A 16,796-nucleotide genomic window follows, 5' to 3' on the forward strand; every position below is an offset into this window, starting at 1 on the left:
TCAGACGGCGCCTCGAGCCGGCTACTGATCTTCATGCAAGGAACGACATGGAACTCGAACTGACCGACAAATCGGTATTGATCACAGGCGGGTCGCGTGGCATCGGCCTCGCGTGCGCGCGTGCTTTTGCAAAGGAGGGCTGCGCGCTGCATCTGGTGTCGTCTAACGCGCAGGCGCTCGACACGGCACGCCGCGAGCTCGAAGCAAGCGGGATCACCGCGGTCCGCACAACCGCCGCCGACCTCGCCGACCCGCACGCGCGCGCCGCGCTGATCGATGCAGCCGGCCCGCTTGACGTGCTTGTCAATAATGCCGGCGCGATTCCCGGCGGTACCGTCGACGCCGTCGACGAAGCCGTGTGGCGCGCGAGCTGGGAACTGAAGCTATTCGGGTACATCGACCTTGCGAAGCGCGTGCTACCCGCGATGATGGAGCGCGGCAGCGGCGTAATCGTCAATGTCATCGGCATTGCCGGTGTGATGCCGCGTGCGGACTATATCTACGGTGCGACTGCGAACGCCGCGCTGAACGCGTTCACGCAGGCAGCAGGCGTACAGGCGACGTTTCATGGCGTGCGCATCGTCGGCGTCAATCCTGGTCCGTGCGCGACCGAACGCCTCGAACGCATGACCCGCGCTCGCGCGCAAGCTACGCTCGGCGATCCAGCGCGCTGGAAGGAAATGCTAGTCAGGCTGCCGTTCGGTCGCCCATCCGAGCCGGAGGAAATGGCCGACCTCGTGGTGTTCTTGTCGTCCGCGCGGGCGTCGTACCTGAGCGGTGTCGTGATTGACGCGGACGGGGGCACACGCTACCGATAAGATCAGCACACTATTCTCATAACCATGCACGATCGGTTGGCGGCTGTTTCCAACGGACCCGCGGCCATAGCAGGCCCGACTGCAAACCGATGCATCGCGTGGCGACGGAACGCGATGCATACGTGCTTGCAGCACCTGGATCAGAATCTCCCGTACGGTTCAGTTAATCGAATTCAAATACGCGGCCACCGCACGCGCGTCGTGTTCGTTCATCCGGTATCCCGGCATCGGCGGATTTGCCATCGTGCCGCGAGGCGTCCGGCCGGTTCGCAAGAAAGTCGTGAGCTGCGCCTGCGTGTAGCCCGCGGGTAGCCCGGCCAGTTTCACCGCATACGGCGTCCAGCCGGGTATCGGATGATCGGGTGTGAAAGGCAATGACGCGCCGTGGAGATCCTGGCCCGCGACCGGCTGACCATGCGCGTCCTTCGGCGTATGGCAATCGGAGCACATGCCGACCCCGTGCACGATGTACTTGCCATATGCAATGAGCTCCGCCTTGTCGGCAACCGGTGCGGCAACCGCTAGCATCGGCATCAGCAACGTGACTGCGCATAGAGCATTGCGCGCACGGATGGCGAGCGATGCGCGTAGCGAATGCGACGCAGCGAACGCCGTGCGCGTGACATCTTTGTTCATCAGCATTTTCCATCTCCAGTCGCCATCAATCCGCGATCGACTTCTCACCTGTCCGGCGACTCATGCACAAATTCCCGAGGATCAGGCCCAACGCGTCGCTCAGACGGCTTTCGGCCGAGCCCACATCGTCGGCCGGATCGGGTGAGCGCCAGCCGACATAACCATCCGGACGAACCAGCAAACAGCCCGCTTCATTGATCTCGCGCAACAGCGCCCATTCGCCATACAGGTCGGTGAGTTCGCAACCGGGACCGATGCGGTGAAAGTCGACCGGAATGCCGAAACGCTCCGCCGCTGCCGCCGCCGCAAATCTCCACCTATCGCCGCCGATGCCGGTCAAGACGGAGAACCGCCCTTTTCCAACGAGATCGAGCGTCGAAATGGGCAACCCGTCCCGTTGCAACCACACGTGCGGTAGACGCGCACCCGCGGCAGTCGTCGGAATATAGTGAAGCTGCGGATCGCGGCCGCAGACCGTAGACGCCGTCCCGTCCGATATCACGGCCGACGATGCGTAGCGCTGGTTCATCTCCACGCCGTGCACGTTGTATTCGCAATTTTTCGCCGCGACCGCCTCACGCAACGCTTCGCGCTGTTTGCTTGCCCGCCCGGTCGCGTCCTTGCGGGACTCCATGTTTGCGATGCCTTCAGCGGCGTCCTTAACATCCAGCAAGCCCAACGCCTGAAAGATCCCGCCATACGACTCGATGCTGTCGTTCGCGCGACGCACAACCTGCCGTCCAACCGGAACCCGCTCGGCGTTATAGCTTTCCAGAAGCGCTGGCGACGCCTTGCCCTTCACGACCAGCGCAAGCTTCCACGCCAGATTGTAGGCATCCTGAATTGACGTGTTCGAGCCGAGGCCATTCGTCGGCGGATGCCGATGCACTGCATCACCCATGCAAAAGACCCGGCCGGCGCTATAGCGCGTTGCACACAGGTTATTGACGGTCCACAGCGAAGTCGATTTTATCCGCACCGGTATACCCGGGTCGCCGATCAGATCGCGAACCATCTGGATTGCTTCGGCTTCTGTCAAATCCGGCGCGGGTCGACTCAGGTCATAGCCTCTGATGGCCATCCATTCCTTCCACGGACGCACCATACGGATTACCCCGACGCCGACACCGTCAGCGTCCAGCCCGGTCTGGACGACCAGATACAGCACGGCAGGCCGGTGTACCACGTATTCGGAAAGATCGGCTTCGAAGATGATGTTGATACTGCCGGCAAGCGCCATGCTGCCTTCCATCGGCAACCCGACGTCTTGCGCAACCTTGCTGCGTCCGCCGTCCGCGCCGATAAGGTATCTCGCCTTGACCTGATAGGTGCGATCGTCCAGCCTGTCGCGCACCGTCGCGACGACGCAGTCAGCACTTTGCTCAAGCGAAAGATACTCGGTGTCGAACCGGACATGCGTGCCACGCGCCGCGGCGTTGCCGAGCAGCACCGGTTCAAGCAGATTCTGTGGCAGATCGCCCATCTCACAGGGGCTTGCCGCCACGTAGTCCCCTAGACGGGACGGATGACTGCCGAAGGTATGGATGCGTGCCAGCTCCTCTCCCGCAAGCGATGTACAGAACACCGAATTCCCGACGTTCTTAAGCGGAACCGCGAGCGCTTTCGCCTCCGACTCGATACCGAAATCCCGCAATATTTCAAAGGTTCGTTGATTCGTGATGTGAGCGCGCGGCGTGTCCGCTAGCCAACGGTACTTGGTTACCGTCATATTTCGGATGCCGTAGCTACTGAGTGCGAGTGCCGAAGCCGATCCGGCTGGACCGCTGCCTACAATGAGAACGTCGGTTTCAATCATTTTCATGAATTTTTCTTCACTTCAAAAGTGGTTAAAAGCTCCGCCGCGACGACTGCGCCGATCCATAAGAATTCGAAAGGCCGGACCCGGAGTCAGGTTCCGCACGTTTGTCGAATGGCTCAGACGGTTATGACAGTCGTGTCGAGAATCTTTGAAGTTGAGACGCTCCCTTAAAGACGCACCTTTAGCGCCGACATCAGCTCAGGCAAATCCTGCAAACCCGACACCGTGTAATGCGGTTCTTGACCGAGCTGATCGAACGTGTTGCCGAACCGGTTCACCCAGCAAACCTGATAGCCGAATTTGCGCGCGCCGCAAGCGTCCCATGAGTTCGACGAAACAAACAATGTTTCGTCCCGTGCGAACTTCATCGTCTGCTCCGCGAGTGTGTAGACCAGGTCGTGCGGCTTGAACACCTGGACGCTTTCCACGCTGATCAGATGGTCGAAATGACGCGCGAGACGGGAGTGTTCGACGACTGCATCGATCGAAAATGCCGAACCATTTGACAGGATCGCGAGAGGCACGCCACGCGCGCGCAGCGTGCCTAGCGCCTGGTCGACTTCCGGATACGGCTGCAGCCGCAGGTACTCTTCGCAAAGCTCGGCACGTGCATCGTTTTGCAGGTCAAGTTTCAGGTAGGCGCCGACATAGTTCAGCGCATCTTCCGTCACCCGTTCGAACGCAACGTACTGGTTCATCAGGCTTCGCAGCCAGGTATATTCAAGCTGCTTTTGACGCCACAATGTGCTCATCTCCAGGCCGCGGCCCGGGTAGTGCTCATCGCATTTGCGCGCGACCGAATGAACGTTGCACAGGGTTCCGTAAAGATCAAAGACCACCGCGTTGATAGTTTTCATAACGATACTTTTCCAGTTAGAGGAGGACGACTGAGGATGCCGGCCCAGTGGAGCGAAACGGTGACGCCGCGTTCGACTCGTTAGCGTGGGGAAAGACCCGGAGAACGAAATCCCGGTGCAAGACGGTGTTGTGACATCGTAATTTGCAGGCGACGCGACGCCTTCACCCAGCATCGATCGCGCGAGTTCAATCATTGCCGGCTCCATTGGTCCTTAAGCGAGTCATCTCGCAACGCGCCTTGCGTGCTATCGCCGGCGTGAACACTTCAAGGCAAGGTTCGGGCCAACCGCGCCAACGCGACCAGCGCCCGGCCGACGGTGCATCCCACACCGCTTTAGCAAGTACGATCGTCAAGGTGCATAGCTAAGCGGTGGCTTCGAATCGCGACAGTCACCCATCAGTGAACCGATTTCGCTGCGTGCTGAGTCAGATTTAAATCAACACCGGCCTGTGAAAATCGTAAGCCGTTGTGTAGGGGTACTGGTGTATCTTTCCAGCAACCCGGGAGGCTTTGAACGATGATGGACGTTGCGATAACCGCGGTGCTGGACGAACATCCAGTTGGAATGGTGTGGCGCAGGAGCGAGAAGGTCGTCTGGATAAATGCGCTCGCGCGGCGACTGTGGGACATCGATGCGCGAAGTCTCTCGAGACTGTGTGCGGACGGATCCCCTGATGAACAGGGCGAACCGGCGCTCGACATGCTACGCATTGACGGACAGACATACGCCATTGGCGTGCATCGACATCACGCGGATCAGATTGTGATGCTCGTGCCGGTGGGAGACGGCACAGGTCTGTTTTCGAGCATCAACCGGCTACAGCAGTCGGCGCTCGATTTCGAAGAGATCTTCCGTCATTCTTTCGACGGGATCTTCGTCGCCGATGGTGCGGGATATACGTTGATGGTCAACGAGGGTTGCGAACGAAATTACGATCTCAAGGCGGCAGACATGGTAGGCCGCCACGTGTCCGACTTCGAGAAAGCAGGATGGATCCGGCCGGTGGTCGCCGCACAGGTTGCGCGCACCGGCCAGCGGATATCGACCACGCAACACACCCATGCCGGAAAGACCATCCTGGTGACAGGCATGCCTTTGCTCGACGCAGCAGGTAAGGTCCGCAAAGTCGTCATCAATTCCCGCGACACGACCGAACTAAGCCAGCTTCAGGACGCGCTCGCGCAAACGCGCGAGAAGTTGCGCCAGGTCGATGAAGAAAACGAGGTTTTGCGTCTGCAGAATCTGCATGTGCCTGGCGCGATACTACGCAGCGAGCCCATGAAGCGTGTCGCCGATCTGGCGGCTCGCGTCGCGCGCGTTGACGCAACCGTGCTGATCACCGGCCAATCGGGCGTCGGAAAAGACGTGATCGCCAACCTGATACACCGCCGCAGCCAGCGCGCTGACGGGCCTTTGATCAAAATCAATTGCGGTGCGCTTCCGCACGACCTGCTTGAGTCCGAGCTGTTCGGTTATGAACCCGGTGCGTTCACCGGCGCGCAGCGAAGTGGAAAAAGCGGCCTGATCGAGCTTGCCGATCGCGGCACGCTTTTTCTCGATGAGATCGGCGACATGCCGCTCGATATACAGGTGAAATTGCTGCAGGTCCTTCAGGATCGCACGATCACCAAACTAGGTGGAACGCGTACCAGGACAATCAGCGTGCGGGTCATTGCGGCTACCAATCGCGACCTGAGGGCAATGGTCGAAGCGCGCACGTTTCGCGACGATCTGTTTTACCGTTTGAACGTCGTGCCGATCACAATTGCGCCGCTCTCCGAGCGTAGAGACGACATCGCACCTCTGGTTCTGCATTTCATGAACGAGTTCAACGAACGCTACGCGTGCCGGCGAACGATGTCAGAGCAGGCGATGGCCTTATTGCTGGGCTATCACTGGCCCGGTAATGTCCGCGAGTTGCGCAATGTGGTCGAACGCCTGATGGTGACTTGCGAGAGTGACGTCATTACCGCCGAGTTTTTGGACGGCGTTTTACCCAACGAAGTATTAGAGGGCGAACCTAACTCATTTCGTCAGCGTGTCGAGCGTTTCGAACAGCGCCTCGTGGAAGAAGCAGTGAGGAAACAGGGCAATACGAGAGATGCTGCGCGATTGCTAGGTCTAAGCCAATCAAGCGTGGTGAGAAAGCTGCGACGGCGAGTGGAGTAAGCCGTCGCACTTATGTTCAACAAAAGCGATTTCACGAGCCGGCCTGCGCGGGATGCGCTGCATCCGGCGGGGTGCTGGTTTGCGCGCTGTGCAGCGCGGCGAACAGCGTCGACGGTTGCAGCACCTCGGGAAGCAACTGCCCTTGCGGCTTGCCGGGGCCATATACGACGTCGAGCGGAATGCCGAAGCGGCCGAAGCCCTGCACGTATTGTGCGATCTTCGGGTCGTAGCGGCTCCAGTCCGCTCGCATCAACACGACGTCGCCGCGCCCGAGGCGCTCGCGGACGGCTGCCGTATTCAATACCGTAAGCTCATTGACCTTGCAGGTCAGGCACCAGCTTGCGGTGACGTCGACCAGCACCGTCTTGCCGCCTGCTACGGCCGTGTCGATCGCTTTCGGGTCGAACGCCTGCCACCCGGCATCGCCACCCTGACGAGTCTGCCCATTCGTCAACGGTATGCCGGCAAGACCGACTGCAACCGCGCACAGCAGCGCGGTGACGAGGCCCGGCCAGCGCGCCGTGCCAACGCGGCGCCGAATCGAAACGATCGCGCGGATGGCAAGCACGGCTAGCAGCAAGCCGGCCACAACCACGGCAACGGTTGCACCCGCAACGTTCCACAACGACGCGAGCAGCCAGACCGACGTAGCGAGCAGCAGCAAGCCCATCGCCTTGCGCAGGTGGATCATCCATTGGCCGGGGCGCGGCAGACGCGCCGCAAGCGACGGCAACAGCGCAAGCGTGATGAACGGCAGCGCCATGCCCGCTCCCAGCGCCAACAGCACGGCAAAAATATCCGCCGGGTTGCGCGCCAGCGCAAATCCAACCGCCGTCCCGACAAATGGCGCGGAACACGGCGTTGCGAGTAGCGTCGACAGCATTCCGGCGACGAACGCTTCGATCAGCGGACCCCGCGAAGGCGCACCGCCGCCGAACCGCGCGAGCGCCTGCGGAAGACCGATCGGCAGCCAGTCGAAAAAGCTTGCCGCAAAAAGCGTCGTGACGACCGCCATGCCGGCAAGAAACCACGGCTGCTGGAACTGGATGCCCCAGCCAAGCGACGCCCCGGTCAGCTTCAGTATGGACAGCGCGGTCGCGAGCAGCAGAAACGATGTGACGATACCGGCGGCCGTCGCAAACGCCACGCGGCGCGCGGTGGTGCGCTCCGCACCGGCGGCTTTGACCACCGAGAACACCTTGAGTGAAAGCACTGGCAGTACGCAGGGCATGAAGTTGAGGATCAGCCCGCCGGCCAGCGCCAGCAGGAGAATCACGCCGATGCCGCGCGAGTTGTTCCGGTCACGCGCAACAGCCTCGATATGAGGGCCGTCGAATTCCGCAGACCGTTGACCGTCGACTACGGTGAGCCGCAACGGCGCGGACACGCCAGTTGTCGACGGCAGTGCGACTTCGAGAATCGCGCGCTTGCCGCTGTCGAGAAGCTCTACCTGAGGCGCGCGAGGCAAACCGGCGCCCGCGCCTTCGACGAAAAGGTCGGGCGCACGAAACGGTATGCCGGAACTACGCAGATCGACACGCAGACGCGCCCCTTTCGACGTCTTGTCGATACTGCTGTGCGCGATCCGTATGCCGGCGCTATCAGGCGTCCCCGGCACCGCATGCAACGCCGCCGCGATCGCCGTTGCCTCGCCGGACGCTTGCCCAGCACCTGGCGGCAGTGTCAGATGCAATTCCGCATGCTCCGGCACGCACACGTTCGAACACGTCGCGTAGTCGAGCGTCAATGCGAGCTGCGCCGCTTTATGCGGATCTTTGACGCTGAACTTCACGGGCAGAATGAAGTCGCCGGTGTAGACGCTGTTCTGCAGACCCGAGATCACGAGGCGCGATGGCGACGGCCACGACACCGACGCGCCCGTCAGGTTCGACGACGCGGACCAGTCGAATATCGGCGCAATGCCCGCGTCTCCCGGTGTGCGCCAGTAGCCGTGCCAACCGCTTGGGTAGCGAAACTCGACACCGGCTTGCAGCGAATCACCGGTGACGCCGTCCGTAGCCGTCACCAGACGGACCTGCGCGCGTTGATCGCCGGCCCATGAGGACGCTGCCGCATAGGCGCCGGGACAAGCCGCGAGCGCGGCTAAAGCAACTGCGGCGAATGTGATGCGAGCGAACCACGACATCGCCAGCTCCTTGTTCTGTTATTTCGAAGGGTCTTTACCGTTCGGCAAAGCGTTATGACGCGTTGCCAACGCGAGCTGCGCCGACGATGCTGCCATCCGGCGCCTGGAGCAGCACCGCATCCTGTTCACCCGCGGGCACCGCGGAACTGAACTCGGATGCTTTGCCCGACCATTCGCCGATCGGCTGGAACGAGCGCACGATGTTCGCTTCTTTCAGCGTGCGTCCGCTGTTCTCGCCGCGCCCGACCGGGGTCACGTGTTGTGGGTCGTAGCCGACCAGCAGCACCCGCGCGTTGCCGGTGCCGGCGCCCACCGTCACGTTAATCACATTGCCGTTGCGCACGGCGCTGACTGTCGCCGCGGTCGACGCTTTGGCGGCCGCATCGCGAATCGCCGCTTCCGCCGCCCCCCGATCGGATCCGACCAGGTCCTTCGCGCCGTCGACGACGAGTTCAGGGGTATAGGAGCCGTCGCCGAAGCGACTGGCATAGTCGGCCTGGCGTTGGGTAGCGATATCCAGAGAATACGGATCCTTCCAGCCGAGATTATTCCAGTAAGTCACGTGAAAGGCGAGCGGCAGCACGTCACTACGCGTTTGGCTCAGCTCGGACAGGTACGCATCCGCGGGCGGACATGACGAACAGCCTTCAGATGTGAAGAGTTCCAGCACCACCGGCCGCGCCGGGGCTGCGGCGACAGGCAGTGCAACAGCAAGAATGAGCGACGCAAACAGTGAACGGATCATGATTGGACTCCAGTGGTGGAAGATTCGTCGCTTGGTCGTCGGCGACGCGCCGAAAATGACAGCCGATCACACACAATTTTGTTGCGGACTCGTCGTGCGTCGAACACCGTGCCCGCTGTGCCCGCTGTGCCATTCCCGACTGGGGTTCAAGGTCCGCGAAAGGACAACCGGCCACGATCTGTTCGATACCAACGCACGCGGGTGCCTGCTTGCTCGCAAAGAAGCCGCACGCGGCCTTACTCTAAAGTATGTATCGGGTGACCTTCGGAATAATCGAGGTTTCCGTATGCAGCGGCTACTATCTCGCTTGGCACTACAGATGTTCCTGGCTTAACGGACTCTTGTAATCCGTTGGCGTGCACACGGAAAGCTAACCGTCAGAAAACGCGCGGCGGCTCTCCAATTTTCCAGCATGAAGAACGGAGGAATTCCACGTGAGCACGCTACTGCCCGCGAGTCACATGTCTGGTCCCGCGAAGACGATTCAGCCCGCGTGGGTGCGAATTTCACATTGGCTCAATGCGCTAGCCGTGATTTTGATGGTCCTTTCCGGATGGCGGATCTACGACGCGTCGCCGGTCTTCAAGGGTTTCGTGATTCCGGCGAATTTCACGCTCGGCGGCTGGCTGGGCGGCGCGCTGCAATGGCATTTCGCCGCGATGTGGCTGCTGTTCTTCAACGGTCTCTTCTACCTCGCGATGAATCTGGTCACCGGCCGGTTCAAGCGCAAGTTCTTCCCGCTCTCGTTGCGCGCGATCTTTCATGATCTGCTCGATGCACTAAAGGGTCGCCTGTCACACGCCGATCACAGCAAATACAACGCGGTGCAGAAATTCGCGTACTTGTTCGTGATGCTTGATATTGCCGTACTCATGCTGTCCGGCCTCGCCGTGTGGAAATCGGTGCAGTTCCCGTTGCTGCGCGATCTGTTCGGTGGCTACGATTTCGCGCGTGTCGTTCACTTCAGCGCGATGTCGCTGGTTTGCGCGTTCATCGTTGTGCATGTGGCGATGGTGGCGCTCGTGCCGCGCTCGCTGCTCACGATGATTCGCGGGCGCTGAGCGAGCGCACTCACAGGAACGTTCGATCATGCAACCTATCAAGCCAAAACGCCCGAACATCGATCGCGAATCGCTGCTCATCGATGTGCGCCGCGAGCTCGACATGCCCGCGCGGCGTCTGTTCGGCAAGCGGATTCTCACGCTTGGCGGCCTCGCAATGCTGACCGGCTGCAGTCTTTCCGACAACACGTCCGTGGAGAATTTCCTCGTCAAGGTCTCGCGCATCAACGACAGCGTGCAGGCGTGGCTGTTCGATCCGACGCGTCTTGCGCCCACGTATACCGAAGCGCAGATCACGCGGCCATTTCCATTCAACGGGTTCTACGACGAGGACGAAGCGCCGATAGTCGATGGCTCTGACTTTCGCCTGAAGGTAAGCGGACTCGTGCAAAACAAACGCCCGTGGACCTTGCCCGAATTGTCTGCGCTGCCGAAAGCGGAGCAGATCACAAGGCATATCTGCGTAGAAGGATGGAGTGCGATTGGACGCTGGGGCGGCACACCTTTTTCGGAGTTCCTCAAGCGCGTGGGCGCGGATACGTCGGCCAGGTACGTGGGTTTCAAGTGCGCGGACAACTACTACGAAAGCATCGACATGCCCACCGCGTTGCATCCGCAGACGCTACTTACGTTCACCTACGACGGCCAGCAATTGCCGACGAAGTACGGTTACCCGATGAAGCTCAGGATGCCAACCAAACTCGGATACAAGAATCCGAAGTACGTGACGGAAATCTTCGTCACCAACACTTACCCTGGCGGCTATTGGGTCGATCAGGGGTACAACTGGTTCGGAGGTTCCTGACGTCGTCAAAGCACGCCGCTTGTATTCGGATTTATTTGCTCACACTGCGGCGTCAGGCATTCCGATTCACGCCGGCAAGACCGGAATTTTCCATATACCAGGAGGTTGACTTGAAATTTTTTACCGCTGCAGTGCTCGCGGCAACATTGGCTTTGAGCGGATCGATGGCATTCGCCCAGTCGGGTGGCGCGATGTCGCACGATTCGATGGCTAAGACTTCGATGTCGAAGGACTCCATGTCGAAAGATGCGATGTCGCACGACTCGATGAAGAAAGGCGACGGTATGAAAAAGCACGACGCGATGGGCCATGCCGCTTCGGGTGCAATGGCACAGTGAGTCTGCATAAGCAGGGTGGAAGCGAAACCGCGCCGTCGGTTCGTTCTCCCTGCTGCGATCCGCCATTGCGGATCCGCACACCGGCGGTCCGACCGAACTTCTTCCGGGCTTGTGGCCGGATAACTGGTGTGCGCATTCCATCTTTTGGTTTGCATTCTGCAGGCCGCCCCTCCGCTTCCATCTCCACCGTCCCCACGCGTTATAACGACCCGCGCTGCATTTGACCCGATTCCGGGACAACGTCGACGATAGCAACAAGCGTCGCGTTTTTGCAACGATCTAAGTTATGCAAACGAAATTGATTGCCCAAGGGGCATACCCCGCGCGATTCTAATGTCGCGCATTTTTGTTGAAAGTACTGACCGAAGCGAAATCCCGTCTATTCGTCGAAGCATGACGGGCGCTCGCCTGCTCCGGTTTTCCCCGCCCGTACATCAATCACACAAATCATTTAATGGAACCGCATCTTCTATGACGGAGGTGTTTCATGAAATGCCCACGTATTGCCCTCGCAATATCGATGCTGGTTGCCAGCGCCGCGCACGCGCAAAGCAGTGTGACCCTGTACGGGCTGATCGACACAAGCCTGCTCTATAGCAGTAGCGCTCGTGTCAACGCCGCCAATCCGGCGGCCGGTGGCGGCACTCAGTGGCAAGAGTTCGCGGGAAGCCTGTCCACGCCGCGCTGGGGCATGCGTGGGGCCGAGGATCTCGGCGGCGGATTGAGCGCCGAGTTCCTGTTGGAAAGCGGCTTTAACTCAACGAACGGTACGCTGAAGAACGGCGGCGACCTCTTCGGTCGCCAGGCATGGGTGGGGCTGAATGCAAGCCAATACGGCACGGTAACACTGGGCCGCCAATACGACTTCGTGGTGACTTACCTCGCACCGCTCGGCGCGACAGGTTCGGGCTTTGGCGGTAACCTCGCGCAGCACCCGTACGACAACGACAACCTGAACAACAACATGCGGCTGAACAACGCGGTCAAGTTCAGCAGTGTCGAGTTCCACGGCGTGAAGGTCGGCGCGATGTATGCATTCTCGAACGAAGCCGGCCGCATCTCCAACAACAACGCATACAGCGCGGGCATCAACTATGCGTTAGGTCCAATCAAACTCTCGGGTGCGTATCTGCAGATCAACCGGGACGCGAACGCGCAGAATGCGACCGGCGCGGTGAGCACAGGCGACGGCGATGCTTTGACGATTGGCGGTCTGCAACGCATATACGGGTTAGGCGCGCAGTATATGTTCGGCAAATCGTCGGTCGGCCTGCTCTGGACACATTCGTCTACCGAGAGCCCGTCGAACCTTCTGTTCGGCGGAAGCACGAGCAATGGCGCGTTGCCCGGTCCGTCGAACGGCGCCGGCAACTACATCAAGTTCGACAACTTCGAAATCAACGGCCGTTATTTTCTGAAACCCAACTTCAGCCTCGGGGCGTCCTATACGTACACGATGGCTTCGTTCAATTCATCGACCGGTAACGCGTTCCCGCACTGGAATCAGGTCATGGCGCAAGCCGACTACCTGCTGTCGCAGCGTACGGATGTGTACCTTGCAGGCGTGTATCAGCGCGTCGGCGGCGGCAATGGCATCCCCGTTTTCGACGCGGGTGTCTATACGCTAACTCCGGCAACGGGCAACCAGCAGGTAGTCGTCGCTGCCGGTCTAAGGCACCGTTTCTAGCGCGCGCGTTGCCGCTTTTTCCCGAAGCCGTAGAGCACGGTTACGAGGCGCCGCACACTACGATGACGGCGCGAGCGACATCGATCGGGCAACCTTCTCCTCGCGTGTTCGTCTAACTACGCTGGGTTACACTGAAGTGGCCGCCAGCGTCTGCGACGATTTCACGCACCGTGTCTTGTCGCAACGCATCGTCAAACCGCAGTAGCGGCGGCGCCGGGAGAAGATCGATGCAGAACGACAGACCGCCGCGGCGGCCCGTAATAGGTGGGAAACGAATCCAGGTCGGCGGCTCCGGCTGGTTCGGCCGATTGCTGGCCGTCGTCCTGAGCGCGATCGTGCTTGTGGTGGCCGCAATGCTGTCGCTGGTGCTGCTCGCCGTGCTGTTCGCGGTGGGTACGATCATTGCCGGCTATCTCTGGTGGAAAACACGCGCGCTGCGCAAGCACCCGCGCGCATTCGGCGACGACGGCCGGACCATCGACGTCGAGGTCGTCCATAAAGACTCGCCCGACGACGATTCCGCGAAACACTAATGATCCATTAAGCGAGGCCGTGGCGGTGGTCTTGCGGCGTGGCGTTCGCAAACTTCGGAACAGCGCGGTCTCACCGTATGGTTTTGCTGAACCGGCCATAGCGAATGGCCAGTGCCGGCAGCACCAACAGATTCAAAGCCGTCGATGTAATCAGCCCGCCGAGAATCACGACCGCCATCGGCCCCTCGAGTTCGTTGCCCGCCGCGCCGCCTGTTAGCGCCAGCGGCAGCAACGCCAGCGCGGTGACACACGCGGTCATCATGATCGGCACCAGCCGTTCGGATGCGCCGGCCACCGCGGTATCGATTCCCCAAGGCAATCCATCGACGTGCACCAGATGCTCGTAGTGGCTGATCAACATGATCGAATTGCGCAGCGAAATACCAAGCAGCGTGACAAACCCAACCATGCTGCCCAGCGACAGGTTTGCGCCGCTTAGTATCACGCTCACTACCGCGCCTACGAGCGCAAACGGCAGATTCACCAGGACGAGCAATACCGCGCGCCGACTCTTTAGCGCGACGAATAGCAGCAGAACGATACCCATCAGCGACAGCGCGCCGTAAGCGATCAGGTCTCGCTGCGATTGCGCGCGTGCATCGCTCTCACCGGCGAATACCGCATAGGTGCCGGGCGGCATCGCGATTTCGCTTTGAACCCGCGCTTGTGCGTCACTGACGAAATCACTGACGGCGCGACTCCCGGGAATGACCGAGACCGTCTGCATTCGCCGGCAACCGTCGTGCGTAATCTGATAGCGCCCGGAGACCTCCCGTATCGTCGCAAGCTCGCGTAGCGGCACCGCCAGCCCTTCCGGATTGCGCAGCATCAGCGCACCGATGTCGCTGACATCCCGACGCGCGCCGGGAGCGAGCATTACGGTCAGATCCCACGTGCGGCTGCCGTCATGGATTTGCGATACGGATGTCCCCTGAAACGCGGCCTGAATCGCATCGAGCACGTCTACCGGCCGAAAACCAAAACGGCTCAACGAAGCGGCCTTCAGCTTCACTTCCAGTTCGGGAATGCCAGGTGGTGACTCCACCTGCACGCTCGCCGCGCCACGGACCGTCCCCAGCAGCCGTGCGATTTCCTGAGCCTTACGGTCAATCACGTCGAGGTCATTGCCGAATACGTTAACAACTACCGGTGCTGTCACGCCGGAAATCGTTTCGTCGATCCGCTCGACCAGGAACGTATTGACGGAGGTCGTCAGCCCCGGGAATCGCGCGAGTTCGCGCTGTATGCGCGTCAACACGTCAGCCTGTCGCGAAGCGCTCATCGGTGCGAGACCGACTTCGAATTCGGAGAGCTGCACACCGGTAGGATCGACCACGCCAGACGCACGGCCCGCACGTTGCGCAACGAGCCGCACACCCGGCACGCGCATCAGCGCATTCGACACCTGCGTGCCGATACGCATCGATTCCGCGAGAGATGTCCCGGGCGCGAGGCCCATATGCACGATGTAGTGCCCTTCGCGCAGTTGCGGAATGAAATTACCGCTCAGCAACGGCAGCGACCCCAGCGTCGCCACGCACGTCAGCGCGGAGATCGCCATCACCGTTTGCGCGCGCGGCTCGATTGCCGTCAGCGCGCTCACGTAGCGCTGCTTGAGGCTTGCGATGAAGCGCGGCTCACGTTCAGGCAGCGACCCGTGCGTCAGCAGCCCAAGCGCCATTGCGGGTGTGAGCGTAAGCGCAACGCCTAGTGAAGCGAGCACCGCGAGGATATACGCGACACCAAGTGGCGCGAACAGTTTTCCGGCCACACCGGTCAGCGTGAGCACCGGCAGAAAAATCAGCACCACGATGAAGGTCGCGAAGACGACGGCGCTACGCACTTCCACCGACGCGCGCAGCACGACGCGAAACGCCGGCAGAGGCACCCGGCGCAGCCGATTCTCGCGCAATCGCCGGTAGATGTTTTCGACATCGATGATCGCATCGTCGACCACTTCGCCAAGTGCGATCGCCAGCCCGCCGAGTGTCATCGTGTTCAGGCTGACGCCGAGCGACGTCAGCAAGACAATCGCGACAAGCATTGACAGCGGAATCGCAACGGCCGAAATGATCACCGTGCGCACGTTGAGCAGAAACAGGAACAACACCGCAATCACAAGCGCCGCACCGGCGAGCAGCGCGCTGCGCAGATGATGGATCGACGCTTCGATAAAGCTGGCTGGGCGGAATACGTCGGCGCGTAGCTGAACATCCTGTTTTTCAAGCATCGGTTTCAGTTCCGCGAGTGCCTTGTCGATATCCTTCGTGACGGTCAGGGTATTCGCACCGTACTGGCTTTCGATCACGAGCATTACGCCCGGCCGTCCCATGATCGATGCGCCACCGACGGCCGGTGCGCTAGCCCAGGTGAGCGTCGCGACATCGCCCAGACGCACGGCTGCGCCGTTGCTCGAGCGCAGCACGACGCCGGCGAGCGTAGCGGGCGAAGTCAACTGGCCGTCTGCGTTGATCGCAAGGCGCTGATTCGCGCCTTCGATAAACCCGGCGCCGCGCACGCCCGTCGACTGGCGAGCGGCGCCGACAACGTCCTGGATCGACAGCCCGTAGCGCATCAGCTTTGCCGGATCGACCTGGATCTGCATCTGCCGCACGTCGCCACCGAACACGATCACATCGGCGACGCCTTGCACGCTCAGCAATTGCGGCCGCACTGTCCATTGCGCGAGGTCGTGCAGTTCCATCAGCGAACGGCGTTCTGACGTGAAGCCGATCGTGCGCACGACGCTCGTCGCGGTCGTGAGCGGCAGCAGCGCGGGCGGCTGAACGCCCGCAGGCAGTGCCGCTGCAAGTCCGCCGATCCGCTCCGAAACCAGCTGGCGCACTTGCATCACGTTCGCGTGGTCGTCGAAGACGAGCGCAATCGACGAAAGGCCTTGCAACGATCTCGAACGCATCGACTGCAAGCCGACCAGACCGGCGAGCGCGTTTTCGACCGGCTGCGTGACGAGCGTTTCGACCTGCTCGCTGGTCAGGCCCGCCGCTTCGGTCTGCACGATGGTCATCGGCGCAGCGAACTCGGGGAACACGTCGAGCCGTGCGCGCGTCAGTGTGTAAAGGCCGTAGCCCGCCGCCATCACGGCGAGCGCATAGACGACGCCGCGAAAACGCAGCGAGAAGCGGATGATCGCGTTGAGCATGAGCGGTGGGTGCGCGAAG

13 protein-coding genes are annotated in these 16,796 nt (G+C 60.9%); 6 read left to right on the top strand and 7 right to left on the bottom strand.

Annotation, left to right across the window (positions count from 1 at the left end; translation table 11 throughout):
* Positions 1 to 47: 47 nt before the first annotated feature.
* Positions 48 to 818, top strand: a complete 771-nt coding sequence (locus tag BX592_RS26135; RefSeq protein WP_134196093.1) for a short-chain dehydrogenase/reductase — start codon at positions 48 to 50, stop codon at positions 816 to 818.
* Positions 819 to 977: 159 nt separating this feature from the next.
* Here the strand turns inward: BX592_RS26135 and BX592_RS26140 are convergent, their stop codons facing one another.
* From BX592_RS26140 to BX592_RS26150, 3 genes are all read right to left on the bottom strand, one after another.
* Entirely contained in the window at positions 978 to 1,454 is a 477-nt protein-coding gene (locus BX592_RS26140) for a c-type cytochrome (RefSeq protein ID WP_134196095.1), read from the bottom strand.
* Between the two features lie 25 nt (positions 1,455 to 1,479).
* The gene (locus tag BX592_RS26145) at positions 1,480 to 3,276 is read right to left on the bottom strand and encodes an FAD-dependent oxidoreductase (protein ID WP_208327978.1); all 1,797 of its coding nucleotides are present in this window, start codon (positions 3,274 to 3,276) and stop codon (positions 1,480 to 1,482) included.
* A gap of 164 nt (positions 3,277 to 3,440) precedes the next feature.
* Complete coding sequence (locus BX592_RS26150; protein ID WP_134196097.1) at positions 3,441 to 4,130, bottom strand: haloacid dehalogenase type II; 690 nt, start codon at positions 4,128 to 4,130, stop codon at positions 3,441 to 3,443.
* Positions 4,131 to 4,649: 519 nt separating this feature from the next.
* Here BX592_RS26150 and BX592_RS26155 point away from each other — a divergent pair.
* Positions 4,650 to 6,302 (top strand): sigma-54 interaction domain-containing protein, encoded by a 1,653-nt coding sequence (locus BX592_RS26155; RefSeq protein WP_134196099.1) that lies wholly within the window; start codon positions 4,650 to 4,652, stop codon positions 6,300 to 6,302.
* A 31-nt stretch (positions 6,303 to 6,333) separates the two neighbouring features.
* On the opposite strand, the gene BX592_RS26160 is transcribed toward BX592_RS26155, so the two are convergent.
* Both BX592_RS26160 and BX592_RS26165 read right to left on the bottom strand, forming a co-directional pair.
* Entirely contained in the window at positions 6,334 to 8,448 is a 2,115-nt protein-coding gene (locus BX592_RS26160; RefSeq protein WP_134196101.1) for a protein-disulfide reductase DsbD family protein, read from the bottom strand.
* 52 nt (positions 8,449 to 8,500) lie between these two features.
* Positions 8,501 to 9,193 carry a DUF1223 domain-containing protein gene (locus BX592_RS26165; RefSeq protein ID WP_208327979.1) on the bottom strand — a complete coding sequence of 231 codons (693 nt, stop codon included), beginning with the start codon at positions 9,191 to 9,193 and terminating at the stop codon, positions 8,501 to 8,503.
* A gap of 461 nt (positions 9,194 to 9,654) precedes the next feature.
* Here BX592_RS26165 and BX592_RS26170 point away from each other — a divergent pair, with 461 nt between their 5' ends.
* A complete protein-coding gene (locus BX592_RS26170; RefSeq protein ID WP_134196188.1) occupies positions 9,655 to 10,254 on the top strand; it encodes a cytochrome b/b6 domain-containing protein in 600 nt (199 codons plus the stop codon).
* 28 nt (positions 10,255 to 10,282) lie between these two features.
* Positions 10,283 to 11,059: a molybdopterin-dependent oxidoreductase gene (locus tag BX592_RS26175; RefSeq protein ID WP_134196103.1), complete on the top strand. Its 777-nt coding sequence runs from the start codon at positions 10,283 to 10,285 to the stop codon at positions 11,057 to 11,059.
* A 52-nt stretch (positions 11,060 to 11,111) separates the two neighbouring features.
* Here BX592_RS26175 and BX592_RS35280 read toward each other — a convergent pair whose 3' ends face one another.
* Positions 11,112 to 11,552, bottom strand: coding sequence for a hypothetical protein (locus BX592_RS35280; protein ID WP_208327980.1), 441 nt, complete (start codon positions 11,550 to 11,552; stop codon positions 11,112 to 11,114).
* A gap of 332 nt (positions 11,553 to 11,884) precedes the next feature.
* Here BX592_RS35280 and BX592_RS26185 point away from each other — a divergent pair, with 332 nt between their 5' ends.
* Both BX592_RS26185 and BX592_RS26190 read left to right on the top strand, forming a co-directional pair.
* Entirely contained in the window at positions 11,885 to 13,084 is a 1,200-nt protein-coding gene (locus tag BX592_RS26185) for a porin (RefSeq protein ID WP_134196105.1), read from the top strand.
* Positions 13,085 to 13,311: 227 nt separating this feature from the next.
* Positions 13,312 to 13,617, top strand: coding sequence for a hypothetical protein (locus BX592_RS26190; RefSeq protein ID WP_134196107.1), 306 nt, complete (start codon positions 13,312 to 13,314; stop codon positions 13,615 to 13,617).
* Positions 13,618 to 13,687: 70 nt separating this feature from the next.
* Here BX592_RS26190 and BX592_RS26195 read toward each other — a convergent pair whose 3' ends face one another.
* Positions 13,688 to 16,777, bottom strand: a complete 3,090-nt coding sequence (locus BX592_RS26195; RefSeq protein WP_134196109.1) for an efflux RND transporter permease subunit — start codon at positions 16,775 to 16,777, stop codon at positions 13,688 to 13,690.
* Positions 16,778 to 16,796 lie beyond the last annotated feature (19 nt).

This window comes from Paraburkholderia rhizosphaerae, assembly GCF_004366595.1.
In the GTDB taxonomy this organism is placed as follows: Bacteria; Pseudomonadota; Gammaproteobacteria; order Burkholderiales; family Burkholderiaceae; genus Paraburkholderia; species Paraburkholderia rhizosphaerae.

Bases quoted from the DNA above. Each gene is read 5' to 3' on its own strand.
- BX592_RS26135 (WP_134196093.1), top strand. From the start codon at position 48: ATGGAACTCGAACTGACCGACAAATCGGTATTGATCACAGGCGGGTCG.
- BX592_RS26140 (WP_134196095.1), bottom strand. From the start codon at position 1,454: ATGAACAAAGATGTCACGCGCACGGCGTTCGCTGCGTCGCATTCGCTA.
- BX592_RS26145 (WP_208327978.1), bottom strand. From the start codon at position 3,276: ATGAAAATGATTGAAACCGACGTTCTCATTGTAGGCAGCGGTCCAGCC.
- BX592_RS26150 (WP_134196097.1), bottom strand. From the start codon at position 4,130: ATGAAAACTATCAACGCGGTGGTCTTTGATCTTTACGGAACCCTGTGC.
- BX592_RS26155 (WP_134196099.1), top strand. From the start codon at position 4,650: ATGATGGACGTTGCGATAACCGCGGTGCTGGACGAACATCCAGTTGGA.
- BX592_RS26160 (WP_134196101.1), bottom strand. From the start codon at position 8,448: ATGTCGTGGTTCGCTCGCATCACATTCGCCGCAGTTGCTTTAGCCGCG.
- BX592_RS26165 (WP_208327979.1), bottom strand. From the start codon at position 9,193: ATGATCCGTTCACTGTTTGCGTCGCTCATTCTTGCTGTTGCACTGCCT.
- BX592_RS26170 (WP_134196188.1), top strand. From the start codon at position 9,655: ATGTCTGGTCCCGCGAAGACGATTCAGCCCGCGTGGGTGCGAATTTCA.
- BX592_RS26175 (WP_134196103.1), top strand. From the start codon at position 10,283: ATGCAACCTATCAAGCCAAAACGCCCGAACATCGATCGCGAATCGCTG.
- BX592_RS35280 (WP_208327980.1), bottom strand. From the start codon at position 11,552: ATGCAAACCAAAAGATGGAATGCGCACACCAGTTATCCGGCCACAAGC.
- BX592_RS26185 (WP_134196105.1), top strand. From the start codon at position 11,885: ATGAAATGCCCACGTATTGCCCTCGCAATATCGATGCTGGTTGCCAGC.
- BX592_RS26190 (WP_134196107.1), top strand. From the start codon at position 13,312: ATGCAGAACGACAGACCGCCGCGGCGGCCCGTAATAGGTGGGAAACGA.
- BX592_RS26195 (WP_134196109.1), bottom strand. From the start codon at position 16,777: ATGCTCAACGCGATCATCCGCTTCTCGCTGCGTTTTCGCGGCGTCGTC.